The 25,478-nt window shown below is 43.2% G+C and carries 19 protein-coding genes and 1 tRNA gene; 18 read left to right on the forward strand and 2 right to left on the reverse strand.

The genetic code is table 11. The features are described 5' to 3' along the window. The first annotated feature begins 29 nt into the window (after positions 1–29). From ACZIX4_RS15760 to ACZIX4_RS15775, 4 genes are all read left to right on the forward strand, one after another. Positions 30–1,031: an alpha/beta fold hydrolase gene (locus tag ACZIX4_RS15760; protein WP_463336598.1), complete on the forward strand. Its 1,002-nt coding sequence runs from the start codon at positions 30–32 to the stop codon at positions 1,029–1,031. Between the two features lie 4 nt (positions 1,032–1,035). Continuing rightward, on the forward strand, positions 1,036–1,587 hold the full coding sequence (locus tag ACZIX4_RS15765) for a hypothetical protein (RefSeq protein ID WP_463336599.1): 552 nt from the start codon (positions 1,036–1,038) through the stop codon (positions 1,585–1,587). Positions 1,588–1,887: 300 nt separating this feature from the next. After that, positions 1,888–3,105: an MFS transporter gene (locus ACZIX4_RS15770; protein ID WP_463336600.1), complete on the forward strand. Its 1,218-nt coding sequence runs from the start codon at positions 1,888–1,890 to the stop codon at positions 3,103–3,105. A gap of 130 nt (positions 3,106–3,235) precedes the next feature. Continuing rightward, positions 3,236–4,231 carry an aldo/keto reductase gene (locus ACZIX4_RS15775; protein ID WP_463336601.1) on the forward strand — a complete coding sequence of 332 codons (996 nt, stop codon included), beginning with the start codon at positions 3,236–3,238 and terminating at the stop codon, positions 4,229–4,231. A gap of 249 nt (positions 4,232–4,480) precedes the next feature. Here ACZIX4_RS15775 and ACZIX4_RS15780 read toward each other — a convergent pair whose 3' ends face one another. Continuing rightward, complete coding sequence (locus tag ACZIX4_RS15780; protein ID WP_463336602.1) at positions 4,481–4,987, reverse strand: hypothetical protein; 507 nt, start codon at positions 4,985–4,987, stop codon at positions 4,481–4,483. Between the two features lie 88 nt (positions 4,988–5,075). On the opposite strand from ACZIX4_RS15780, the gene ACZIX4_RS15785 reads away from it, so the two are divergent. The 5 genes from ACZIX4_RS15785 (at position 5,076) to ACZIX4_RS15805 (ending at position 15,638) form a co-directional block, all read left to right on the forward strand. After that, positions 5,076–6,128 carry a glycosyltransferase family 9 protein gene (locus tag ACZIX4_RS15785; RefSeq protein WP_463336603.1) on the forward strand — a complete coding sequence of 351 codons (1,053 nt, stop codon included), beginning with the start codon at positions 5,076–5,078 and terminating at the stop codon, positions 6,126–6,128. Between the two features lie 84 nt (positions 6,129–6,212). Continuing rightward, positions 6,213–6,284 (forward strand) — tRNA-Arg (locus tag ACZIX4_RS15790). A 294-nt stretch (positions 6,285–6,578) separates the two neighbouring features. Further along, positions 6,579–7,634: a DNA-binding protein gene (locus ACZIX4_RS15795; RefSeq protein ID WP_463336604.1), complete on the forward strand. Its 1,056-nt coding sequence runs from the start codon at positions 6,579–6,581 to the stop codon at positions 7,632–7,634. Position 7,635: 1 nt separating this feature from the next. Further along, positions 7,636–8,073 (forward strand): type II toxin-antitoxin system death-on-curing family toxin, encoded by a 438-nt coding sequence (locus ACZIX4_RS15800; RefSeq protein ID WP_463336605.1) that lies wholly within the window; start codon positions 7,636–7,638, stop codon positions 8,071–8,073. Positions 8,074–8,582: 509 nt separating this feature from the next. Further along, positions 8,583–15,638 (forward strand): T9SS sorting signal type C domain-containing protein, encoded by a 7,056-nt coding sequence (locus ACZIX4_RS15805; protein WP_463336606.1) that lies wholly within the window; start codon positions 8,583–8,585, stop codon positions 15,636–15,638. A 165-nt stretch (positions 15,639–15,803) separates the two neighbouring features. Here the strand turns inward: ACZIX4_RS15805 and ACZIX4_RS15810 are convergent, their stop codons facing one another. Continuing rightward, the gene (locus ACZIX4_RS15810; RefSeq protein ID WP_463336607.1) at positions 15,804–17,537 is read right to left on the reverse strand and encodes a helix-turn-helix domain-containing protein; all 1,734 of its coding nucleotides are present in this window, start codon (positions 17,535–17,537) and stop codon (positions 15,804–15,806) included. A 386-nt stretch (positions 17,538–17,923) separates the two neighbouring features. Here ACZIX4_RS15810 and ACZIX4_RS15815 point away from each other — a divergent pair, with 386 nt between their 5' ends. The 9 genes from ACZIX4_RS15815 to ACZIX4_RS15855 all read left to right on the forward strand — a co-directional run bounded on the left by ACZIX4_RS15815 (position 17,924) and on the right by ACZIX4_RS15855 (position 25,470). After that, positions 17,924–18,628, forward strand: a complete 705-nt coding sequence (locus ACZIX4_RS15815; protein WP_463336608.1) for a hypothetical protein — start codon at positions 17,924–17,926, stop codon at positions 18,626–18,628. Between the two features lie 308 nt (positions 18,629–18,936). Next, complete coding sequence (locus ACZIX4_RS15820; protein ID WP_463336609.1) at positions 18,937–19,824, forward strand: hypothetical protein; 888 nt, start codon at positions 18,937–18,939, stop codon at positions 19,822–19,824. Positions 19,825–19,827: 3 nt separating this feature from the next. Further along, positions 19,828–20,118 (forward strand): hypothetical protein, encoded by a 291-nt coding sequence (locus ACZIX4_RS15825; RefSeq protein ID WP_463336610.1) that lies wholly within the window; start codon positions 19,828–19,830, stop codon positions 20,116–20,118. A 110-nt stretch (positions 20,119–20,228) separates the two neighbouring features. Beyond that, the gene (locus tag ACZIX4_RS15830; RefSeq protein WP_463336611.1) at positions 20,229–20,759 is read left to right on the forward strand and encodes a hypothetical protein; all 531 of its coding nucleotides are present in this window, start codon (positions 20,229–20,231) and stop codon (positions 20,757–20,759) included. A gap of 205 nt (positions 20,760–20,964) precedes the next feature. After that, complete coding sequence (locus ACZIX4_RS15835) at positions 20,965–21,576, forward strand: hypothetical protein (RefSeq protein WP_463336612.1); 612 nt, start codon at positions 20,965–20,967, stop codon at positions 21,574–21,576. Positions 21,577–21,940: 364 nt separating this feature from the next. Then, positions 21,941–22,402 carry a hypothetical protein gene (locus tag ACZIX4_RS15840; RefSeq protein WP_463336613.1) on the forward strand — a complete coding sequence of 154 codons (462 nt, stop codon included), beginning with the start codon at positions 21,941–21,943 and terminating at the stop codon, positions 22,400–22,402. A 27-nt stretch (positions 22,403–22,429) separates the two neighbouring features. After that, positions 22,430–23,560, forward strand: a complete 1,131-nt coding sequence (locus tag ACZIX4_RS15845; protein WP_463336614.1) for a hypothetical protein — start codon at positions 22,430–22,432, stop codon at positions 23,558–23,560. A gap of 131 nt (positions 23,561–23,691) precedes the next feature. Next, positions 23,692–24,588, forward strand: coding sequence for a helix-turn-helix domain-containing protein (locus ACZIX4_RS15850; protein ID WP_463336615.1), 897 nt, complete (start codon positions 23,692–23,694; stop codon positions 24,586–24,588). A gap of 78 nt (positions 24,589–24,666) precedes the next feature. After that, entirely contained in the window at positions 24,667–25,470 is an 804-nt protein-coding gene (locus tag ACZIX4_RS15855; protein WP_463336616.1) for an enoyl-CoA hydratase/isomerase family protein, read from the forward strand. Positions 25,471–25,478 lie beyond the last annotated feature (8 nt).

Genomic DNA, 25,478 nt, shown 5'->3' on the forward strand with positions numbered 1-25,478 from the left:
AAAATTACAAAACCGGAAATACAATGATTATGAAGAAATTTGCTTTACTGATAGTAGCGGTCTTTGCCTTTATCCCCACCCGGGCACAAACCGATGAGCCACGCCCCCTGGGGCTGATGCTGGAAGATTATACCTACCCATTCCCCGTAAGCACCATAAAGCTCGATATACAGGGTCAGCAGCTTACCATGGCCTATATGGACCTGAAGCCTGCCAAACCAAACGGCAAAACCGTAGTACTGCTGCACGGTAAAAACTTTAGCGGCGTGTATTGGGAGCAAACCGCAAACGACCTTGCCAAAGACGGCTACCGCGTGATTATGCCCGACCAGATTGGCTTTGGAAAAAGCAGCAAGCCGACGAACATACAATACAGTTTCCAGCTGCTGGCACAGAATACCAAGAAGATACTGGACGAACTGAAGATTACAAAGATTAACCTGCTGGGGCATTCTATGGGCGGTATGGTAGCTACGCGTTTTGCACTCATGTATCCGGATGTAGTGGATAAGCTGATTTTGGAAAACCCTATTGGGCTTGAAGACTGGAAAATCTGGGTGCCCTACCAAAGCGTGGACGACTGGTACCAAAACGAACTGAAGCAAACATACGAATCCATTAAAAATTACCAGATTGTGTTTTATTACGGCAATACCTGGCGGAATGATTATGACCAGTGGCTGGACATCCCGGTGGGGTGGGTAATGAATAAGGAAATTTACCCCACCATTGCAAGGACTTCTGCGATTACCTACGACATGATTTTTACGCAGCCGGTGTGCTATGAGTTCCAGAACCTGAAAATGCCGGTGTTACTCATCATTGGACAGCGCGACCGTACTGCCCTGGGCAAGGCCAAAGCCCCAAAAGATGTCCAGGAGAAGTTGGGCAACTACCCGGTACTGGGCAGGGAAACTGCTAAGAAAATACCAAATGCCAAGATTGCCGAGATTGACGGTATAGGGCATTTGCCACACATAGAGGCCTACGACCGTTTTATAAAACCGCTGAAGGAGTTTTTAGCCAAATAATAATATGAAAAACAAGTTTTTGTATGCTGCAAGAGGTGTACACACCAAAGAATCTGAGCATTGGGAAAAATTTGCAGCATGGAGTAAACTATTCCATTTGAAGGAAACTTCAGGTTTGGACTATATGCTAAATCAAGACTTGGTAGAACCTCAAGAAAATGAAGAGTATTGGCTACAGCTCTACACAGGTGATTATTTTCGGTCAGGATTATACAGGTCACCGGAATATGTATTGTCTAAAATGTTGCCGGCAGAAAAATTTAATTTCCTGGCTGTCATCGTTGAACCCTCTGAGGATTGCAGGAAAATTGTTTTAGACGGATATGAATTTTTAGGATATGAGCTTCTGGATATGCATTTCGAAATAAGTGCACTCATAAACTGTGGTGGGTTTGATGAATCATTTTTGCCGGAAGACCTGAATCCTTACGGACTTATAGATGATTATGAAAGAGCATATACGATTGCAAAAAGCATTTTGGAAAATAACCCGGATGAATATCATGCGGACACCAATGTAATTGCAATATGGAGACACAAGCATATTGGGAGATAATGTGGTTTTAGAGTTTTCAGTCGCAGTTTACAGTAACACAGATAAAGCCATTACCCAAAGTCTCCCGAAGGAAGCGCAAAGTTTCTGAAAGTTTTTGCCGATTACCTTTAAGCACACAAAGCATTCCTTCGGAATGTGAAAAGGGCGCTAAGTTTACCGTCGCAGTTTTCAGGCTCCGTCATGGCGAGCGGAGGTACGGAGCGCGGCCATCTCATAATGGTACACTTTGCGTATCTCTGCGTTACCAAATACTTCGTAAGGAATAAGTGTGTAAATTTGTAAGTAAACACCAGAGCAGGTATGGATATAGAATTAAATAATGCCCGGAAGGTACGCAAACCACTGAAGGCGTACAAAGAAGCCAAGCAAGGCTACCTTAACCGCATACGCATAGCGGTATCCATGTTTTACTTTAGTATGGGGCTTACGTTTGCCACCTGGGCCAGCCGCATCCCCGATATTAAGGAAGCGTTGGGCCTTACCGAAGCCGACCTGGGTACGGTGCTCTTTGCCATACCCGTGGGGCAGCTGTGCATGATGCCCTTTTCGGGGAAGATAGTCATCCGCTACGGCAGCAGCAAAACCGTGGTGTTCGGTATTATATTCTACATCCTGTCTATGGCTACGCTGGGGCTTGCTACGGAGGTGTGGCAACTTATGCTGTCGCTGTTCTTCTTCGGTATCTTCAGCAACTTTACCAATATATCGGTTAATACCCAGGGCATCCTTATAGAAGGACTGTACAGGAGGCCTATAATGTCGTCGTTCCACGGGGCATGGAGCCTTGCCGGACTTACAGGCGCGCTTATCGGCTGGGGCATGATAAACTTTAAATGGGTACCACTATACCACTTTGTTGCGGTGGGCGCAGTACTGTACATTAACATCTTTGCCAACTATCGTTACCTGGTAAAGACCAAACCTGCCAAACCTAAGGCCATAGAAGCCGATAAAAAACGTGGCCTTATACCTAAGATTAACCCCGCACTGGCATGGCTGGGCGTAATAGGTTTTTGCAGTATGGTGAGTGAAGGCATTATGTTTGACTGGAGCGGCGTATACTTTAAAGACGTAATAAAAGCCCCGGAATCGTTGGTTATTATTGGCTATGCTTCATTTATGAGTATGATGGCAAGCGGCCGTTTTATAGGCGATACAATCACGCAGCGTTTCGGGCGAAAAAAGGTACTGGCTTTTAGCGGCTTCCTGATTTCGGGCGGTATGTATATAGCAGTGTTCTTCCCGTATGTAATTCCCGCCGCACTGGGCTTTATGCTCGTAGGCCTTGGCGTAAGTACGGTGGTGCCGGGTGTGTACAGCCTTGCGGGCAAAACCCCGGGCATAGAACCCAGCCAGGCACTTACGGCAGTATCCAGCATCAGCTTCCTGGGCTTTTTGCTTGGACCACCGGTTATCGGGTACATAGCGCATGCGGTAGGGCTTAAAATGTCGTTTGCCATTATCGGGGTATTCGGGGTGTGCATTGCCCTGTTTGTGAATAAGATTAAGGAAGAGTAAGGAGTCGCAGTTTACAGTGACAGTTTGCAGTAGCTTCACTCGAAAAATAAAAAACAATTTGTCGCTTTTAATGGTCATAGGTACAACAGGTACTGAAAACTGTGACTGCGACTGAAAACTTAAAAAAAACATGGAATTCAGGAAAATAGGAAACAGCGATTTAGAGCTGTCTGTAATAACCTTCGGGGCATGGGCCGCCGGGGGATGGATGTGGGGCGGTACCGAACGCAACGAAGCTATTGAAGCGATCCAGAAATCATTTGACGAAGGTGTAACGAGTATCGACACCGCACCGATATATGGTATGGGCGACAGCGAGGAAATTGTAGCCGAAGCCATAGCACCGCTGGGGCGTGATAAGGTGCAACTGGTAACCAAGTTCGGGATGCGATGGGATTTGGCCAAGGGCGACCTTGCTATGAAAAGCAAAGACAACAGCGGTAAGGACATCGATATTTATAAATATGCCGGGCGCGAAAGCATTATTAAGGAATGCGAGGACAGCCTACGCCGCCTGAAAACGGATTATATCGACCTGTACCAGATCCACTGGCCGGAAAGTACTACACCGATACAGGAAACCTTTGAGACCGTAGCCGAACTGATTAAGCAGGGTAAGGTGCGCTATGCGGGTGTGTGCAACTACAGTGCTGCACAGGTAGCCGAAGCCAGTAAGTACGTAAACATAGTAAGCGACCAGGTGCCGTACAGCATGGTGAAGCGCGGTATAGAAGACGAACTTATACCATACGTGCTGGACCATGGCAAGGGTATACTGGCGTACAGTCCGCTTGAAAGAGGATTGCTAACCGGAAAGATGCAACCGGGACACCAGTTTGCCGAAGGCGACCACAGGGCAAGCGTGTATTTTTATAAAGACGAAAACCTGAAGCGCGTAAACGAGGTGCTGGACAAACTTCGCCCTATGGCTGAGGAGAAAGGCGCTACGTTATCGCAACTGGTACTGCGCTGGACCGTGGAGCAACCGGGTATTACCATAGCACTTGCCGGTGCCCGCAATGCCGAACAGAGTGTGGCCAATGCAAAGGCGGTAAACGTAAAACTTGCGCCGGATGAAATTGGCTTTATAAACAGCCTGCTGGCCGATTTGCATTTGGTGAAGTAATTGCTTGTTTAAATCATTATAGGTGTAACCCCGTGGCTTTGGCTGCGGGGTTTTTGTTTGAATTTAAACTATGTAATTTTCTTTTTAACTGGATGTCTCGCAAAGACGCCAGGCCGCAAAGTTTAGAACCCGTCAACATTGCGCAGCAATACCTTGGCGACTTAGCGGCTTTGCGTGACATTGAAAATACAGAATTGAAAACTACAAACGGTAGATACCTCCGGGATAACATTCCCCAGATAATTAATTTTACTTCATACAAACCACGCTTAACGAAAGTGCTATTATATAAACCACAAAACATACAAAATCTATGACTTTGGGTTTCCTTTCGTCAAATAAATCTTTAGCACCCCTACCCGGAGCCACTAATTCTATACCCTGCGTTTGCAGGCTCAGATAGCGTAACACTTGTATAAGTAATGTAAGAGTCAGCATGTTCGCCATTACCGTCCACAAATGCCCCCTGAAAAACATAAACAAAGGGTTATCTTTTATAGTCAAGGCCGTAACAAAATGTGAAAGTGCCACAAGTAACCAAAACAGGTACATATACAAGTTTCGGATTGCCCTGTATTGGGCAAAGTATAAAAACAGTTGCGTGCCTATAACATAGAAGAAGATATAGTTTTGTTCCGGCGCTTCGGAAAAAGCATAATAATACAGGATAACCACCGATACTACCGTGTACAAAGCTATGGTTATATAGTTCCACAAAGTAAGAGGGTATGCCCTGAAAAAGGGTTGGTTTTCCATTGGTAGGTTTGCATTGCTTTTCAATGTAAAAGTAATTAATACAACTTATATTTGCACATTCGTTGGCTTAGGCCGTATAACTTTAGTAATGAGCTTTAAAAGTGAAGTAAATAAAATAAGGCGTGCCTTAATGCGCAGCCTTACCAAAGATATAGGCACTGACCACGTTAACTCGCCTGCAGGCCCCGAAGGCAATGCCGGTATTAAACGCATACTGGTAAGCCGCCCTAACCACCGCCTGGGTAACCAGCTGCTGCTTACCCCATTGGTAGAAGAACTGGAAAACACCTTCCCGGGATGTACCATAGATCTTTTTGTACGCGGTGGGCTTAGCCATGTGTTGTTTAAAAACTACAGCAGCATAGGCCGTGTTATAAAACTGCCCAAGCGCCCCCTTAAGCAGCCCCGCGAATACTTTGCGGCATGGCGTGCGGTAAAAAGCGGCAATTACGACCTGGTGGTTAACGTTGCAAAAGGTTCGTCGAGCGGGCGTATGTCGGTACAGAAAAGCCATGCGAAATACAAGCTGTACGGCGACCTGCCTGAAGCCGCCATTACCCAATACCCGGATAATATGCACATGGCCAAGCAACCGGTGTATGCACTTCGCGCGGAATTTGCCAAACTGGGTTTTGCCACACAAAACAGCCCTGTACCCGTTATGGATTTAAGGCTGGACGCTGCCGAACTGGCAAACGGCAAGGCCGAACTGGACAAGCTGGTTCCGGCTGACAGGAAAACGATTAGTATTTTTACCTATGCCACAGGCGAAAAATGCCACAAGCCCGAATGGTGGCTGCCGGTGTATGAAAAACTTCAACAGCGTTTCCCGGATTATAATATTGTGGAAGTATTGCCCGCCGAAAATGTGAGCCAGATAAATTTTGCCGCACCGTCGTTTTACAGTGGCGATGTACGCGAAATTTCGGCATTTATACATGCATCGGCAGTGTTTATTGGTGCCGACAGCGGCATTATGCACCTGGCCAGCGCCGGGAAAACGCCTACCGTGGGCTTATTCAATATTACCGATACCAAACGCTATGAGCCGTACGGCAACGGCAGTATAGCGGTAAACACCACAACCACAGACGCTGACACGCTGATAAATATAGTAGCAAACATACTGGGTGAAGCATAAAAACAAAAGTGTTTTAAAAATTTAAAAGCTTTTGTTTTTGAAAATTGCGAATTTGTTTATATTTGCACCCTGAAAATAACGGCTGGCCTCGTAGTTCAACGGATAGAATGGGAGTTTCCTAAACTTTTGATCCAAGTTCGATTCTTGGCGAGGCTACAAAAATCAAAGCTACACGCAATGTGTGGCTTTTTTTGTTTATGTGCATTAGGATTAGCAAAAACCGGGATGATATTGTTCCATTTGTTTGAATTGCACAGTTTAAATTCTTGATAAAGTAAGGAGTTGCTACAAATCGTTCTGATTTACATCAAAAAACTTATGATGCAAATAAAACAACTCTGTAAGATCACGGAGTTCATTCATGATATTCAAAAAATATTATTTGATATATATTTGAATAAAGAAAAATGTTTCCTTTGTAAACGTTCTTAAGGTGTTACAATAAAAATTATGGCAAAAGATTTAACCACATCAGATATACATCGCAAAAACATACTTAACAATAAGTACGCTTTGCAAGAAATACAAAAACAAATTGATTTTCCAGCAATTGTATTTGAAGGGAGTTTAAGATATACAAAAAGACAAATTGCTCAATTTTATGAAATTGATGAGAGAACAATTGACCGATACTTAGAAAGTCATTCTGAAGAGATTTCGTATAACGGATATGAAGTTTTGAGAGGTACGCGCCTAAATGATTTCAAATCACTTTACGACAAATTCCAAAAACAATATAGCGATGGTAACGACATTGATGTCGCTACCATGGATGAATCAATAAAAAAAACATCTGTTTTAGGGGTGTTCAGTTTTCGCTCATTTCTAAATATAGGCATGCTATTGAATGAAAGTGAACCCGCTAAGCAACTTAGATCAATGATTTTAGATATAGTAATTGATACCATAAATGCTAAAATTGGAGGCAATACAAAATATATAAACCAAAGAGAGGAAGAGTTTCTCCCAAGCGCAATTCGGGAGTTTAATTATCGCGAAACGTTTACCAATGCTTTGGATAATTGTGTTGTAGAAAATAAATGGAAATATGCTCAACTTACTGATGCAGTGTATAAATCTATATTTCATGAGAATTCGAAGGAATATAAAAAGATTCTTAATCTAAAAGTGAAAGACTCTGCACGGGATACAATGTATACAGAAGTCTTAGATCTTATCGCTGCATATGAAAATGGATTCGCAGAATTTTTATGTCAGGAGAAAGAAGAAATTGGAAGAAAATTGACGCTATCTGAAACAATCTCTCTCTTCAAACTTTTTGAGTCCAATCATAACGCAGCGTTTACTCCTTTATTAGAAAAAGCAAGGACATTGATGGCTAGTAGAGACATGGCATTTCGCGACGCTCTACATGAAAAGCTAAAAAATTATGTGACACACTTAAATGCAGACGATTTTGAAAAATTCCTGGGAGAGAAAAGTATGACTCTTGAGGAGCGACTGAAAGAAAATATTGATGTATTCAAAAGGCTAAAAGATAGATAATATGATCTATAATTATTTTAATGTACATCAAGCGATTAAAACTCATGATTTTATAATCGCTGAATCTGGAGGCTCACATGGAACAAAAGATATTGGAACAATTGAAAGTGTACTAGAACACATGCAGAATGATTTCTATTATCCGGACTTTGAAGCAAAATTGACGCATTTAGTTTATTCAATTAACAAAAACCATTCTTTCAATGATGGAAATAAAAGAAGTAGTATAGCTCTTGGAGCATATTTTCTTGAAATTAATGGTTTAGAATATTGTGTTAACAAATTTATCATAGAGATGGAAAATATTGCCGTGCATGTGGCGGCAAACAAAATAGATAAGAATTTCCTTCATGAAATTATCTACTCAATTATTAACGATAATGAATTTAGTGAAGAATTAAGGTTGAAACTAATAGATGCCACTTGTGAAGATTTGTAATAAAATATCTTGTGATATTGTTTGAGATATATAATAGTAGGTCTACTGAAAAGTAGTAAATCTATTAAAACCATAATTGCCGATAGTCTTCCTAAATCCTCCACTAAATAGTTGGAATTAATTTCAGTAGGGGCTACTAAAAAAGCACTTACAATTGTAAGTGCTTTTTTTATTTCGCAGAATTAAGCCATATTTTTTATAAATATTTATTTTTCAGGTAGTATAAAATAGAATTTTATAAAATTCTTAACAAGTGTTCCCTTTCTAAAGCAATTGATTTTCAGCAGTTAGTCGAAAACTATTGCATTTTACCCGATAAATCAGCGCATTAACACCAACCAATTTTGTACCTACTATTTTTGTAACAGGAGTGGGTTTCAAAAAATAGCTACATAACATTTCTTTAATCGACAAAACAAGCTTTTGGTCGGAATCCGTATTCGTTTTAAATATTAAAAATCGATTTATTACTAAATTCAGTATATGTAATTTATTAAATTAATATTTTTATGCCCAGAAAATTACTCAATCTCAAAAAAACCGTCACCGTATTCATCTTGCTGCTCAGCGCTGTAGTGTACAGCCAGCAGACTACGGTATTCAGCTCTGATTTTTCAACTTCGGCAGGTACTTCCTACACCGTTACAAACGGGCCTATAGGCAGTAGCAGCACCTGGTCCATGCTACGCAGTGGTACCGATATGGGTGCCATGATTAACTCCGGTTACATGGCGCTGACTAACGATGCCAGCGGAAGCTTTAACAACTGGGGTTGGGTACTGGCCTACACTACCGGCCAGGCAGCGCCGTACAACACCACGCTGGGGTCTAACGGCGGTGTGGTAACCTGGACGTTTAACATGCGCCAGATACGTACAAACCCATCCAGCCTGCAAACGGCGTATTATGGTACCGCTTTTGTTTTGGCAGGTACCACAAACACCAGTGCCACTACAGGGTCCGGCTATGCCGTAACACTGGGCGAATCAGGCAAAACCGACCGCCTGCGCCTGGTACGCTACACCGCAGGTATACGGACCAATACCACCCTGATGATGTCTAATACATCGGGGCTTAACGATTTTGGTAACCAATACCTCAGCGTAAAGGTAACCTATACTCCGTCTACCAATACCTGGCAGCTGTATGTGCGTAATGACGGCAGCTCATTCCAGGATCCTGCATCGGGTACGCTTACATCGCAGGGTACTGTGGTAAACAACGGTTCTACCACTACCGCATTGCCGCTAATGGGCGCCTTTTGGAACGCAGCCACCAAAAGCAAGCAAACAGCTTTTTATGACAACGTAAAGGTAACGGTAGACACGCCTTACCTTAACTCTATATCGCCTACATCGAGGGTGGCCGGTACCGGTACATTTACACTTACCGTAAACGGGGGCAACTTTACCAGTGCCTCAGCCGTACGGTGGAACGGCACACCGCTAACCACCACGTATGTTTCGGCTACACAGCTCACCGCCTCGGTACCCGCAGCTAATATAGCCAGTGCAGGCACTGCTTCTATAACAGTAGCCACGGGTTCGGCAGTTTCTTCAGCGCAAACGTTTACGATAGACCCGGCGGGTATACCGTCAATCTCTACATCTACAAATGCGCTCACGGCATTCAGCACCATAACCGGTACGGTATCGGCATTTCAAAGCTTTACCTCAACCGGTGCTAACCTTACATCGGGCAGTATTACCATAACTGCGCCTACCAACTTTGAAGTAGCCGCTACTTCGGGCGGTACATACAGCACCAGCATTAACGTTGCGGCAGCCACAGTCCCCACGTATGTGCGGGTACGTTCTACTGCCCCGGCAGGCTTGTATACCGGCAACATAACCCTTACCACTACCGGAGGCGCTACTAAGCAAATTGCCGTTTCGGCAACGGTACTTTCTACCGAGCCTACCACTTCGGCTACCGGGGTTACCTTTAGCGGCACTACCTCTATAGGCACCACAATAAACTGGACAAACGGCAACGGAAGCAACCACCTTGTGGTAGTAAAATCAGGCAGTGCCGTAGACGGCTCACCTACAGACGGAGTTGTGTACACGGCTTCGTCCACATTTGGCGCAGGCTCTGAAGTAGGCGCAGGAAACTATGCCGTATACAAAGGCACCGGAAACAGTGTATCCCTTAGCGGCCTTTCGCCCACCACTACCTACTATGTGGCCGTGTATGGGCTTAACGGTTCGGGCGGTACAGAAAATTACAGGATTACTACCCCAGCCACAGGAAACACCACTACCCTTAACGCGCCTTTGGGCTGGCAAATAGCCGCTACCAATACACGCTATACCATAAACTTTGACACTACGGTAGAAGGTGTAAATATGGGTACCTATGGTGGTGCCGGTATAAACACCGACCCTGATGATGGCGAGTTGAGTTCGTATGCTTTTGTATTCGGGTCACTGACTACAGGAGCAGCAACTTTCGGTACCGATACAAACGAAGACGATGCTGCATATGGCAACGGCCCGTCTGACGGTGGGGAAACCGACCCGGGGCTTTACGCCTTTGAAGTGGCCACCGGAAACTATGCTTTAGGTTTACAGCCCGGAGGCGATTATGTTTCGGGAAGTACCACACTGCGTTTCCAGAACCAAACCGGCGCCGCTATAACGTCGCTAAACATCGGCTACAAAGTATATGTATACAATGACCAGGCCGGTGCTAACAGCTATAACTTTAGTTACAGTGCCAATAACAGCACGTATACAGCAGCATCGGTACTGGATTTAAGCTCCACCGCTGCGGCAGATGCATTGCCGGGCTGGAAAATGTACTACAAAGTAGTTACCCTTACCGGGCTTAACATAGCCAGTAATTCCTTCTACTACCTGAGGTGGAGCGGCACCAGCGTGTCAGGCTCAGCCTATGACGAAATAGCCCTGGACGATATACAAATCGTAGCCAACCCGTCTACGGTGTTTACATCGCTTACCGGCACGGCAGAAACCGCCGTACTGGCCGGTAATGCCAACCTTGTAGGCGCTGCCACACTAAACGGCAACATTACCTTTAACAATGGTAAACTATACATTGGTGCCAATACGTTGACGCTTAACGGTACGGTGACCAATACCACCACTGCAGGCCTTAGCGGAAGCAGTTCGTCTAATCTTACCGTATCGGGTGCAGTAAGCCCTACGCTTAGCTTTGACCAGGTAACAGTGGGCACCACTAACCTGCTGAATAACTTTACGGTAAGCCCATCGGGTACCAATACCGTTACCCTGGGCAATAGCCTGGCGGTAAACGGCACACTTACCGTAGACGAAGGCCAAACCCTGGCACTGGGTACCAATACGCTAACAGGTACGCTTACCACAATAACCAATAACGGTACGGTGACCACTACAAATACTACCACAACGCCATTTGCCAGTGGTAAAACATGGAGCGGCACCGGTACGGTTGCCTTAAATGCGGCTACTACAGCGCAATACCTGCCTGCGGGTACCTATAACAAGGTAACGGTAAATACAACCGGTGGCGGTAACGCTACCGGCAACATAACCCTTAACGGTGACCTGCACCTGCCAAATGCCAACGTTAGTGCTACTAAAGGTGCCTTTGACACCAGTACGTACACTATAACCATGGCTGCTACGGCATCTAACACCGGTGTGGGAGAGGTAAGCGGTATTACGGCACGTACAGCGGGTATTACTACCAATACGCTGTATACCTTTGGCCACCCGCGCACCAGTATTTTATATCCTGTTGGAGGTACTTTACCTACCTCCATGTCTATTAAGCTGACATTGGGCCAGGCCCCTACAGGCAAAACCGATGGTATTTTAAGGACGTACGACTTTATACAAACAGGCGGAACCGGTACCAAAGCCATCATATCTGCCCACTACCTGGACAGCGAACTGAATGGCAATACCGAGAACAAACTGGTAGACTGGGTAGTACAGGTATCGCCACTACAGGTGATAGAGCAAAGCCGTACCAACTACAGCACTACCGATAACTTTGTGGAACTGGCTAACGTAAACGTAGCGTTCTTCTCATCTACATTCGGTTCCAAGCTGCTTACCCTGGCCAACTCTCAGGTAACAACCGCTACCTGGAACGGATCGGTAAGTACATCGTGGACTACGGCTGCTAACTGGACGCCAAATGCTACGCCGTCTGACGCTACAAAGGTTATCATCCCTGATGCTGCCACTACACCGAACGACCCAACACTAAACGCTACCGTAACCATAGGCTCGCTTACCATAGAAACCGGCGGTATACTTAACGCGCCTGCGGCAGGCAGCCTAACCGTAACCACCGCCACCGGTGCGTGGATTAACTACGGTACCTTTAACCCGTCTACCAGTACGGTAACCTTTAACGCCGCTTCGGCTACGGGCGATGTTACTATGGCGGGTAGTACTACCTTTAACAACCTTACCATACCTTCGGGCACCATATTCAGGCCGCTTACCGATAACGTACTGAGCATAGCCGGCACGTTTACAAAATCGGGCACGTTCTCTACAGCTGCGGTGCACAATACGGTAATTTACGCCGGTACAAACCAAACGATAGTAACACCGGACGGTTACCAAAATGCTTACCACAACCTTATAATAAACGGTACTGGGGCAGTATTCCCTGCATCGCTTAATATTGTGGGCGACCTTACCCTGAACCAGGCCGTAGATTTTTCGAACAAAACAATATCAATGTTAGGTATTGATGATGAAGGACAACGCATAGGCGGTACTGTAAGCCCGTCGTTCTATAACCTTACGCTTAACAAACCTTCGGGTTCGGGTACGCTTATCCTGCAAAACAATATTGCGGTGACCAATACCCTTACTTTAACATCAGGTGTACTGGACATAGCCAATTACGACCTTACCCTGGGTGCCAATGCCGTGGCAGGTACCTTCTCTACCACCAGCATGATAGATGCCGACGGCACGGGCCGTGTACGCAGGCCGTATACCGGCACGGGTTCGTATACCTTCCCTATTGGTGAAACTACGAGCAATACCACATATTCGCCTGTAACGGTAAATGTTACATCGGGTACGTTTAGCGGCGCTTATGTAAGCGTTAATGTAACCGATGCCTCGCATCCTAACAACTACGCTACCGACAATTACCTTACCCGTTACTGGAGCGTAACGCAGACCGGTATAACCAATGCCATAGCTACCGTAACCGGCACTTACGTAACCGGTGATGCCGTAGGCGGCGAAAGCGCCCTTGTGGCAGCCCAGCTAAACGGCACCTTTAACGTAACCAGCAACCCATGGACACGCTTCAGCACGCTGGGCAGCACCACGCTTACCGCTACAGGCGCTACGCTTACCGCAGGCCAAACGTCGTACTTTACAGGTATTAAGAGTGCAGCTGTGGCAGTAGTGGCAAGCGGCGGAGGTACCTTCTGCCAAAACACTGTTGTAACACTCAGCTCTGAAGTATCGGGCGGTGTGGGTGGTTACACCTACTCGTGGAGCAATGGCCTGGGCAACGCAGCTACGGCAGTTCCCCCTACAAGTACTGTGGGTACTGTTGTATACACCTTAACCGTGCGTGATGCTAACGGTGGTACAGGTACATCTAATACCACAGTAACAGTAACCGCTGCACCGGTGGCCGGTACACTTTCGGCTAACCAGTCTATTTGTGCCAATACCACCCCGGCAGCCATAACACTTACAGGATATACAGGTACTATAGTACGCTGGGAGCGTTCTACCTCTACAGCATTCCCTAACCCTACGTTTATAGCCAGTACAAATGCCACCCTTACCGGTGCCGAAATAGGTACTACGCTTACCTCTACCCGCTACCTTAGGGCTGTAATACAAAACGGATCTTGCGATGTGGTATACTCTAACTACGTAGAAGTAAAAATAAATACCACCACCTGGGACGGTACTGCATGGGATAACGGCGCACCTACCGCTACCGATGCTGTAATATTTAACGGAAGCTATACCGCCACCGGAAGCTTCAGCGCCTGTACGGTGGTAGTAAACAACGGTGCCAACGTGGTAGTGCCTACAGGCTATACCGTAACGGTAAACGGCAGTGTTACCGTAAACACAGGCGGTACATTTACCTTTAACAACAATGCTGCGCTGGTGCAGATAACCACTGCTGCTAACAGTGGTAACATTACCCAGCACAAAACCAGCAACCCGCTGTACAGGTTAGATTATACCCTGTGGTCATCTCCGGTAGACGGGCAAAACCTGCTTGATTTTTCACCGGCAACCTCGGCAAACCGTTTCTACGAGTATATTTACAGCCCTACGTTAAACATATCGGCGTATTCGCCAGTAACGCCGTCTACAACAACATTTACTTCCGCTAAGGGATTCCTTATCCGTATGCCGAATGTAACTACGGCTAACGTAACCGGCAGTACTAACGACGGTATAACCACACCATCGGAATATATAGCCGGTACGGACAACTATTATTTTGACGGCGTATTTACCGGTACACCGCACAACGGTACCATTACCTATGCACTTAACACGCAGGGCACCCGCTTTACTGCTGTAGGTAACCCCTACCCTTCGCCTATAAACCTGTCGGACTTCTTTACCGGAAACAATACGGTTATAGACGTAACATCGGGTATCTACCTTTGGAGGAAGAAAAACAACAGTGCAAACTCATCGTATGCCACGCTAAGCCAGGCAGGCTTTGTGGCAAACCCGGCAGCCGGTGGCGGCAGCGACCAGGCAAGTTATTACCAAACCGGGTCTTACAGCAGCTGGCTGATATCTCAGGGCCAGGGCTTCTTTGTAAAAACATTACCATCGCTTCCATCGGCATCGGTAACCTTTACAAACGGTATGCGCCGTGGCGCTCCGGGTGCCAGCCAGGGCTTCTTTAAGTCGGCTGCGGCAGCTGCATCGCGCCTGTGGCTGAACATGGCCGCCGAAAACGGTACTACAAGCCAAACCATGGTTGCCTACATGGAAGAGGGCACTATGGCACTGGATTACGGCTTTGATGCCGAGAAACTTACAGACGGCAATACCGTGGCATTTTATTCGGTAGCCGAAAGTACGCCGCTTGCCATACAGGCACGCCCTGAATTTGAAGTGGCCGACGTAGTGCCAATGGGGTATACCGTGCCTGAGGCAGGTACCTATACCGTAAGCCTGGACCATGTAGACGGGCTGTTTGAAGACGGGCAGAAAATTTACCTGAGGGATAACCAGGAAGGCCTGGTGCGCGACCTTACCCAGCTTGACTATACTTTTGCATCGGAAATGGGCAGCTTTGAAGGACGTTTTGATGTGATTTATACAACGCAGGCCCTGGGTACAGACAATCCTGCCCCTGAAAGCAACAGCGTAATAATATACACCGAAGGTAAAACCATAGGCGTTAACAGCGGGAATGAGCTGATGGAAAGCGTTAGCGTTTTTGATATACGCGGACGTAAACTGTACAGCCATGCCGGTATTAACGCCACACAGTTCAGTATAAGCAGCCTTGCGGCAGAACAGCAGGTGCTTATAGTAGAAGTGCAAACCGCAAAAGGCAAAGTAAGCAAACGTATAATTTTCTAATCAAACTTTATTTTCATTAAGCAACATCTTCTACCATGATGGGGCTGCCTCAAAAAAACGGGGCAGCCCTTTTCATTTTTATACTGCATCCCGAAAATACCTTAAAGGCTGCACAAGAAAAACCCTGCCCGTAAAGGCAGGGTTTGTACGTTGTAATATAAACGGCTATAGTTTTACCGGGCGCCCCGGGAAAGCCTTATCAAGTTCTGTTATAAAGTAAGAGGGATATATCCCGTTTTTTGCAAAAAATGCTTTAGAGAAGTGCTGGGGTGTACTGAAGCCGGCTTCTTCGGCAAGTGCTTTCATTGTAAAGTTTCGTAACCGCGGTTCGTTTTTTAGCAGCTCGGTTATGTAGTTTATGCGTAAATCATTAAGATATCCTGCAAACGATGTGCCTTTGTAATAGTTTATTATTTTAGACAGATAGCTGGAATTTGTTCCCAGAGTAGCCGCAAGCCCGCTAAGGGTAATGTCTTTTTGTGTAAACTTACTTTTTTCTTCAAACCGTGTAAGCTGTTTCAGTACAGCAGTAACCACTTCGGGGTTGATATCCGGTTTTTTCTCTGTTTCTTTTTCTTCCCCGCCCTCATAACCGGCGCCTTCTACAGTTGCTGCAGTATCTACAGGGATTTCTTCCGGGTAAGCAATAACCGATACGGTTTCAGCTTTTGCTTCAAGTAATTCTTTAAAGCGCTGCTTATACTTTCTTTGATTGGTAAGGTAACGGTACAACAGCGTAATTACCGTTATAAACAGCATACCGATGATTATATACAGTACAAGCGATATGTTTTCTTCCCATGCCAGCTGGCGTTCTATCCTGCTTTTTTCGGCAATCAGTAACTTGGTATCATACTCTTTGTATATTTTCCCCGAAAGGTATTTATAGTCGGTATTTAACAGGCTGTCGGCCCTCATAAGCTGGTTAATGTAATACAGTTGTTCGGAAGTACTGCCTGTCCTTTTGGCTTCATTAATCAGTAATTCATAATTCGCACGCAGGTCCGGATTGAAATATTTATACTTATTAAATGACTGGTCGGTTTTTTTGAAATACGCCATGGCTTTAGCATTGTCGCCAAGGGCTTTATAACTTCTCCCTATGTAATACGATGAAATAGTTTTAGCAGCGATATCATTTAGCTGAGCTATTGCCGGTTCGGCCTTGTGCAGGTATTCAATTGTTTTTTGGTATTGTTTTTTCCCATAAAGATTTATACCCTCGTAATAATAATAGTAGCCTATTGAGTTTTCATCGTCTATTTTACGGGCCTCAGATAGTGCCAATTCATTGTATTTAGTTGCCTCATTAAAATCATGCATTTTGTTGTAACTATGCGCAATACTTTCCAGGCAACTTATATACCCTCGTATAGATTCCGTTTTATAATATGCTGCACACTCTTTGTATAACAAAAGGGCATCGTTATAAAACCCGAGGTAGGATTTAATATCTGCAATACCATATTTTACGCTAAATTTTAAATCGGCATTATCTGATTTACTTGCGTATTTATCGGCTATTAATATATAATCTAAAGCTTTCTTATAATTCTTTACATGATAATTGACTATAGACAATGCTTCATATGCTGTGCCTAACTTCTCATTTGTATTAATTTTTTCAGCTGTTTGCAGTACGCTATCGGCATAATGCAACATTAATACAGGCTCTCCGCTGTAGGCATAATTCTCATAGGCGTCAAACAGCCTTTCGGGCTGCTTTTCTGCTTTTGCCTTATCTAAATATGCTTTCAGGTACGGAAGGGCTGGCTTCCCTTTGTCTACACTATCGATTATTTTCTGGAGTTCTGTGTAACTTTTTTTATCAAGCAGCCCGGTTTTTTCCTGGGCGCTTACTATCTGTTTTGTAAACAGGAGCAGAAAAAAAAATATCAAGCTATTTTTTTTCATGTTTTAGTTAATTCTTTTCTGGTTTAGGGTGATGCAATTTACGCAAAAAGCGGCATTTTTTCCTTATTCTTTACTAATCCGCGCAGCATAAAAACCGGAAATATCTACACACATTTTTTTCAAAAAACAAGCCGGATTAACCCACTTTCTATCAGTATTTTAGGATGCTTTTTTCACTGCGTGTAATTTATAAATTCGTAGCGTGCAATTTATAAATTCCATGAAAGTACAGTTGTGCAGGGCATTTTAGCGCTATAGTTTTGTCATCGTTAGCAACAAGCAATTGCAGTTAACGTTTATGAAAAATTCAGTTACCCGGGCAAATTGAAAACTGAAATTATAGCAACCAATTTTAAACAAGTTACCAACCCATGAAAAAATTTTTATTACCTGCACTATTTGTATCTGTGCTCTTTGTATCGTGTACAACAGATGAAAACGAGAATATAGCTAAAACCGATGTTGCTGCGAATGCCGGCGTGATAAACAGTAGCATGTATAGTAAGGCCGGGCCCGAAGCCGGTAACCAAAACAACCCGTATGATGCCGCAGGAAGATTGTTTATAGATGTTAACAATGCTGTTATTGCTGCAAGCCCTACACATACTGTTTCGGCAATATGTGCATCTGTAGACCAACAGGCAGGGCAAAATACCGAATTTACTGCCTTAGGCCAAAATTACGGCACAACAAATGCCACTACGGTACAATGGGTGCTAAACAACACTAACAGCAGTACAACTATTATTAATGCTACAAGTGCATCGGCAGCGGGCCGCCAAAAACTGGCCGAATTATTAACAATGGCCGAATCATATAATGATAAACCTTTTACAGAGTGTTATAATAACATGCTGGTATTTGAACAGGGGATTCTTAACAATGTCGCCCTTACAGGTACAGACAAAAACCTAATCCTGATGGCGGCATCCGTAGCAAGATATGGTGCATATGATGGCGGAAAAGACGGGAAATGGTACATAAGGAGGCATAATCTCCACGGAGCTATAACCGGTGCAAACACCGGAATACAACAAGCCATAACAATAAGTGTGGCCTGTAGCAGGGCAGAATAGGCTGCTAACCACCCAAAAAATTAGCGCGATTACCCGAGGGGGCAAAACCAACCACCGACAGACCAACCAACCGGCATTGTTGCCGGAATCAACCAACATTTAATGTTCAACCAATTTAAAGTAAGTATTGCCATGAAAGCAAGGGAGCACCCATAAAAATAAGTACCGGTACCTTATATAAGAGGGCTGCTGAAAGTTTATAGCAGGCTTGTCTGTTCAGCTGCCCTAAACGTCTAAAACAAGCCAAAAAATAACAACGAATCAATTTATCAATCATTAAATCTGATTATTAATCAACTTATTAAAATATGAAAGTAAAATTTTTATTGCTTTTTGCGTTTTTCACAATTTTTTCACAAGGGGCATTTTCCCAATGGATTCATAAGAATACAAAAGACGGTATTACTATAACTTACGGAGTAAAATTAAACGTTACTAACAAAGACACATCAATGGTTGTAAGTTTAAAGGTAAAGGATGATATCTTAAAAAACACTATTGATTACGGTAGTATTTCTTTGAATGCGTCGAATGTCAAAGACACAACAGCCCTTGATGCATTGCTTAAAAGTAAATATAAATCACTTTTTACCGCTAATGGCAAAACCCCAATATTAAAACACAGTAAATATGTTGGTGATATGGCATTATCGGTTCATGATACGTTAAGTGCTAAGTTTCATCGCTCATATGTATATCAGGGATTACTTATGTTTCAGTCTGTTTTGAATGGTGCTAAAAGAGATGCTGCAAATAACGGAAACGTTAATTTTAAAGTTATGGATACTTACCCTGTAGTTGTATCTGGCTTTGTATGCGAAGAAGATGTTGTTATAAATGCAGCAGCATTTAAAACTTATTTAAAACAAAGGCAGCAAAGCGATTCGGCAAATAAGGGAATAGGTTATTACTTAACCGCTTTAGCAAATTTTGAGGGTGATATGACTATGTCGCAAATCAGGACTCAACTTAATAATTCTTTTACAACAACAGGTTGGCCACAAGGTGGAGAATGCGGTTGTTGTGGAAATTACAGTGGAAATTGTTTATACTGGAGTGCAGGGTGTCTTGCTCATGATATGGCATGTCAGCAATGCCAGCATTCTTGGTGTTTCAGCGGATGTAAACCCACCAGTTGCTCCGGAAATACTATTTCATATTACTGGTGGGCCGTAAAGGCAATAACTCCTTTTTAAAAAATGAAAAATAAATCTTACGTAGAAAGCAGATTTTTGGTTTCAGCTATTCTTTTCATTCTCCTGATTGTAACATCTTTATACTGGTATTTTGCAAAAAATAATGATATATATGATCATGCCGGAGTTGGGGCCATTTTTGAAATTGTTTGGTTCCCTGTCGTCTTACTGAATATCTGCCTGCCTGTTTTCTCAATTTATCAATGGTATCGTGATAGATGGAGAATTAGTTCGGTTTTCTTACTAATAGCGGTTTTATTTTTTATTGAGCTTTTTTTCATAATAGCCAATTAGCATTTAAATAACCCTCTTAAAAAAGGGCTGCAGATTATAATACGCTGACGTAATCTATTCATTCTGCCCGGCCTGTAAACTAGCAGGCCGGGTTTTTAAAATCCATTAGTATGAAAACATATACATTTTTTATCGGTCTTATAATTTTAGCGGCGATTGCTTCATGCAACACAAACAAAGGTTTTGTAACACAAAATAAACTTAACCGTTATGCAGATGAAATGGGATTGCCACATAATGCCTTGTATAGGCTTGCCGATTCTTTGCAACCGGATGCTTTGGCAAAAGGACAGCCAAACCTGAATGTATATAATAAAAAATTTACACAATTACATATAGGGACCTGTTATATGGAACTTCCGTTTTTTATTGACAGCCTTTTAGTCCAGAAGAAAATTGTTAATGACACTATGGTTTTTTATCAAAAAAATCCGATTCCTATTAAACAAAAAATGAAGGAGATTATAGGAATAAACGGAAATAAGGCCGGTATAGACCCAAGTAAAAAGTATTATGTGTTTTACCACTACGGAATGTATGCTAAAGAGTTTGACTCTAAGGTTATCCCTGCCATGTATAATAAATACAAAGACAGTGTACAGTTTTTCTTCATAAGCACAGATAAATTTACTTCTAAGTAATTATGAAATTTATCCTTATAATTATGATGGCTGTTATCTTTTTTACCGATTTATATTATTTGGTAAAAGTTTACAGGGAAGAAAAGAAATTTTCATTCTTACGATTGCTTAAAGCAGTATTAGCCTTATTCTGTATGGTAGTTATTATTTACTACAATTATACCAAATAATAGGTTTAACAATGTAAAGGTATAAATTCTTTAAAATGAAAAAAGTATTACTACTTCTGTTATTCGCAGCTTTTCTTACCGGCTGTAAGCCGTTGCTTGTAAAATATTATGGCATTAAAGACCCAAAACTTGAAAACAAGGAAACTGTATATAAGTACCTGAATAAAAAAAAGATAGACACTACAGATGTGGTTATTTTTAAGGACTTGCCTTCATTGTTAAAAGCGTCTGAGGCTAAAATGCTCACCATACCAGATGCTATGTTTTATAACGCAAAGGGCGAATTTGTAAGCTATAAAAAAACGGCCAAAGACTGTAATGCAAAAGTGGGTGATTTCATAGCAGATCTAAAAACCCTGAATGACCAGCCTGCCGACGCGACTAAAGGGCTTACTAATTTAAAACCTATGGTGTATGACTTTAACGGTGCGGCCTTAAACCCTAAAAAGGGTTATAATGGTTATGTAGTAATAACCTGGGCAATACACGCCGGAAAGCTGAACAAGGAAAAAGCCTTTGAGTGGGTAAAGCTTATTAAACAAGCCAATAGCAGTGGTGCCAATATAAAATACTACCTGCTTAATACCGACGTACAAGAACAATGGAATTTAACCGAAGAGGATAAAAAATCACTCTTTGAAGATTAAATACACAGATATCCCTTAACCTGGCAAGTACAGGATTTTCTTGTCTATTATATAGTATAACCTTGTTTTAAAACAACAGGGGCGGTATTCTATTACCCTGTTCTAAACTATTATAATGTTGAAAATAAAAGCATATTATATTATCTATACCGTATTGTTTACTATAAATGCGGTAAGTGTATACTTTATTATAAAGCTGTCTCATTACAGCCCGGTAGTACAATACGGGGCTAATGGAGACTACAGCACTTTAAACCCGCGGATGTATGCGTGGTTATTTTTAGCGGCAATGTTTTGCAACCTGGTTTTCATTGCCTACAATTTTATGAAAAACCTAATATTTAATAAATAAAAACAAACCAACATGAAAAAAACGTGGTATATGGTACTGGGATTATTCCCGGCGTTTGTATTGGCACAGTCGCCCGTTACATTCGATGCCAAAATGGAATTGGGTAAACTGCTCGCAGACGGAAAATGCGATGAACACATGCGTGGTTCCTGCAGTACATCATTCAGCGCTTTGCATTCTGATCCGGGTGCAAATGGTGTAGCCGTTAAAACCGGGGCTAATACTATTACCCTGAAGCTATCGCGGGCGCTGCTGTCTGAAACCGAACAGATAAGCATAGCCGGCAAGGCTTTTAACAATATAGCAGCCAATGAAACGGTGTATTTTTTAATGCCCCAGGACCTGGCTATAGACACCACAAGCCTGCGTAATATAGGTATAGACCCTGCCTACAGCATTGTTAAGGCAGGACAATACTCTTTGCGCATTACTGCCGATACAGCACAGATAGACCTGGTGCTGTCTGTCAAGTAATTTTTTAACCTGCATAAATTTAAATTTATGAAACCATTTTTTGTAATAATGATGTTAATGGTGTGTTTCGGGGGATTTGCAAATCCGCCCGGAGGTGACCCTAATGATGTGGTTAAAGAACTGGTTGCAGAAATAAGCGGGATAAACAACTACTATGGCAAACTTATACTGGATAAGGAAAGAGAACTACAACAAGTTAATAACCGGCTTTTAGAAGCAGATAGTGTTGAAGAAAAGGTAAACCTGCTCATTCAGAAAGATGTTATAAAAGACAAACTTTTACGGCTGCAAAAAAGTAATACTACCGATGTTACCCGGCTGCGTTATATAAAAGGCCTACATATTATAAGGCTGCTTTATGATAAGGTGCTAAGCCTGGACCATCATTTTTCTTCGGTAAGGACATTTTCTGAGATTAATAAGATGTCTAACCCTAACCAGTATACTGAGTACAACAAAATGAAGGAGATGGTAGCGGCAAAAAAAGACAAAAAAAGCAGCGTAGACCTTTCTGCAATTTTAGGTGCAAACCCACTGGTTTCTGTAGTGCAAACCTTTACAAACATGGTTACATCTAACCTTAGTAAGGAAGAGAAGGAAAAAGAGCTTACAAATGTAGAGTGCATCCTTGATTTTACATTACGTATGCAAAATGACCTTAACACCATTTATTACGAAACCTCTTTCCTTACGGCATCTAATGCTAAGGTAAAAACAGATATAGAAGACCTGTTTAAAGAATATACAAAACCCATAGGTTACAGCGAAACATTAGAAAAATGCCGCCTTACAGACGACTGGGAAACCATAACAACAAAGCTGGATGAATACGCCGCAAAAACACAGGCGGCACAGGGCACAACCCAGGACAAGATGCAGGTAAATATGGCTTTCCCGGTAGACCGGTTGTTACAATTCATTACAGAGTACAACAATTTTATAGACCAAGGCGGAAAGTTCTATGAGAAGTTTAAGATAATACTAAACAGCTATGAACACGAAAAACAGTGCGAAACAAAATTGCCTGTAGAGTATTCTAAACTGAAGGAAGATATAGATGTGGCAATAAACAAGTTTAATATTGCTTACAGGCCGGTAGAAATTAACGGCACTAAAATGAAAGAAATCCTTTACGGGATTAACGAATTCGATAAGTAGTTTTTGGTTAAAGTAAATTGGTTGACGCGGGGGGAGTAAGGTATTGGTAACACCTGCTCCCCCTTTTTATTTGTGAGGGCAAGAAGGACAATTATGTGGTGTGTTCATTAAAAATCATCATATTTGCTTTTATGAAAGTGTTTAATGAGCTTACCCCGTATAACAAGTACCTCAACCTTGCACCTCCACCGCACCCGTTTATGGACAGCAGGGTTTGCAAAAACGCTATACCCAATTTTCCGCAGTCGAGCAGCGAAATACAGGTTAACCTCTACAAAATTTCATTAAAGAAAAACTTCCCGGGGCAAATAAAATATGGCAGCAGCACGTACAATACCGATAATGGATTGTTGCTGTTTAGCGAACCCGGGCAGGTAGTTTCATGGGACAGCCTAACTTTTTGGGACGGGTACTCTTTCGTTTTCCACCCCGACCTTATAAAAAAACACCCTATTGCCGCTAAAATAAAGCAGTACAGGTATTTCAGCTATGAAATTAATGATGCCCTGTTTTTCACCCCTGAAGAGGAAGAAACAATTACCTGGCTGTTTACAAAAATACACTACGAGCTGGTTAACAACCGGGATACTGCCAATACAGGTGTAATACTGTCACTGTTAAATGTTGTGCTCACGTATTCTGAAGTGTTTTATGAAAGGCAATTTAAAGAAACGGCCTTACAGGCAAATTCAACAGCTGCCAGGGTAAAAATACTGTTACAGGAATATTACAGCAACCTTTCGGCACCGTTAAAAGACATCCCCACAGTATCGTATATTGCGACACAGCTGCACCTGTCTCCAAACTACCTTACAAACCTGGTACGTGCAGAAACCGGTAAAAGCACGGTAACCCTTATACACGAATTTATAGCCGGGCAGGCCGAAATTTTACTGCTCCAGACCGATATAAACATCAGCGATGTAGCCTACAGGCTGGGGTTTGAAAGTCCCGCTTATTTTTCGCGCCTGTTTAAAAAGATAAATGGCAAATCGCCGCTTGAGGTAAGGAATCAGGGAAAAGTATAAGCAATTGTGCACTTTGTGCTACCCGCGGGTAAAGGGCAGGGCTAATTTTATCATTAAAATTAATTCAATTCCTTTACCATGATTTTTACTACTCAAAAAATTAGCGAAAGCTACTGGAAAGTTAGCATTGACAACCCTCCCGTAAACGTATTTGACCCCGAATTTTCTGTACAGCTACGCACCCTTACAGACGAGCTGGAAGCCAACGAAAGCCTGAAAGTGGTTGTGTTTGAAAGTGCCAACCCTGATTTTTATGTGGCGCATGCCGAACTGGTTAACATCTTCGACTTCCCTAAAGGCGAGGGCAAAACAGGCCTTTCCAAATCCTGGCCCGATATTGCCAAACGCTTAGAGCAGGCGCCGTTTGTAAGCATAGCCTCTGTAAGGGGCAGGGCAAGGGGCCTGGGCAGTGAGTTTATCCAGGCTTTTGATATGCGTTTTGCCAGTAAGGAAAAAGCTGTATTTGCACAGCCTGAAATCGGCATAGGCTCTTTTCCGGGCGGTGGCGGGCTGGAACGTCTGCACTTACTTACCGGCAAGGCCAGGGCGCTGGAGGTTATTTTAAGCGGCGACGATTACAATGCCGAAACTGCTGCTGCTTACGGCTGGATTAACCGGGCATTAGCCGACAGCGAACTCGATGCTTTTGTAGAAAACCTGGCCCGCCGCATTGCTTCTTTCGATTTAAAAATCATCAGGAAAATTAAAGCCACGATGAACGAAAGGGCAATACTACCTAAAGACGGGCATATTATGGAAACCCAAACGGCTTTCTTTGCATCGCTTACCGAACCTGAGGCACGTACAAGGATTAAGGCTTTGCTGGATAAAGGCCTGCAAACCTATGGCGATGTGGAACTGAACCTTGCAAAATACCTTTAAACCCAAAG

This window comes from Flavobacterium niveum, assembly GCF_055231775.1.

Excerpts from the sequence above, each read along its gene's own strand:
- ACZIX4_RS15800 (WP_463336605.1), top strand. The coding sequence starts at position 7,636 with ATGATCTATAATTATTTTAATGTACATCAAGCGATTAAAACTCATGAT.
- ACZIX4_RS15820 (WP_463336609.1), top strand. The coding sequence starts at position 18,937 with ATGAAAGTAAAATTTTTATTGCTTTTTGCGTTTTTCACAATTTTTTCA.
- ACZIX4_RS15795 (WP_463336604.1), top strand. The coding sequence starts at position 6,579 with ATGGCAAAAGATTTAACCACATCAGATATACATCGCAAAAACATACTT.
- ACZIX4_RS15830 (WP_463336611.1), top strand. The coding sequence starts at position 20,229 with ATGAAAACATATACATTTTTTATCGGTCTTATAATTTTAGCGGCGATT.
- ACZIX4_RS15840 (WP_463336613.1), top strand. The coding sequence starts at position 21,941 with ATGAAAAAAACGTGGTATATGGTACTGGGATTATTCCCGGCGTTTGTA.
- ACZIX4_RS15805 (WP_463336606.1), top strand. The coding sequence starts at position 8,583 with ATGCCCAGAAAATTACTCAATCTCAAAAAAACCGTCACCGTATTCATC.
- ACZIX4_RS15775 (WP_463336601.1), top strand. The coding sequence starts at position 3,236 with ATGGAATTCAGGAAAATAGGAAACAGCGATTTAGAGCTGTCTGTAATA.
- ACZIX4_RS15835 (WP_463336612.1), top strand. The coding sequence starts at position 20,965 with ATGAAAAAAGTATTACTACTTCTGTTATTCGCAGCTTTTCTTACCGGC.
- ACZIX4_RS15760 (WP_463336598.1), top strand. The coding sequence starts at position 30 with ATGAAGAAATTTGCTTTACTGATAGTAGCGGTCTTTGCCTTTATCCCC.
- ACZIX4_RS15765 (WP_463336599.1), top strand. The coding sequence starts at position 1,036 with ATGAAAAACAAGTTTTTGTATGCTGCAAGAGGTGTACACACCAAAGAA.
- ACZIX4_RS15780 (WP_463336602.1), bottom strand. The coding sequence starts at position 4,987 with ATGGAAAACCAACCCTTTTTCAGGGCATACCCTCTTACTTTGTGGAAC.
- ACZIX4_RS15850 (WP_463336615.1), top strand. The coding sequence starts at position 23,692 with ATGAAAGTGTTTAATGAGCTTACCCCGTATAACAAGTACCTCAACCTT.
- ACZIX4_RS15770 (WP_463336600.1), top strand. The coding sequence starts at position 1,888 with ATGGATATAGAATTAAATAATGCCCGGAAGGTACGCAAACCACTGAAG.
- ACZIX4_RS15815 (WP_463336608.1), top strand. The coding sequence starts at position 17,924 with ATGAAAAAATTTTTATTACCTGCACTATTTGTATCTGTGCTCTTTGTA.
- ACZIX4_RS15845 (WP_463336614.1), top strand. The coding sequence starts at position 22,430 with ATGAAACCATTTTTTGTAATAATGATGTTAATGGTGTGTTTCGGGGGA.
- ACZIX4_RS15825 (WP_463336610.1), top strand. The coding sequence starts at position 19,828 with ATGAAAAATAAATCTTACGTAGAAAGCAGATTTTTGGTTTCAGCTATT.
- ACZIX4_RS15785 (WP_463336603.1), top strand. The coding sequence starts at position 5,076 with ATGAGCTTTAAAAGTGAAGTAAATAAAATAAGGCGTGCCTTAATGCGC.
- ACZIX4_RS15855 (WP_463336616.1), top strand. The coding sequence starts at position 24,667 with ATGATTTTTACTACTCAAAAAATTAGCGAAAGCTACTGGAAAGTTAGC.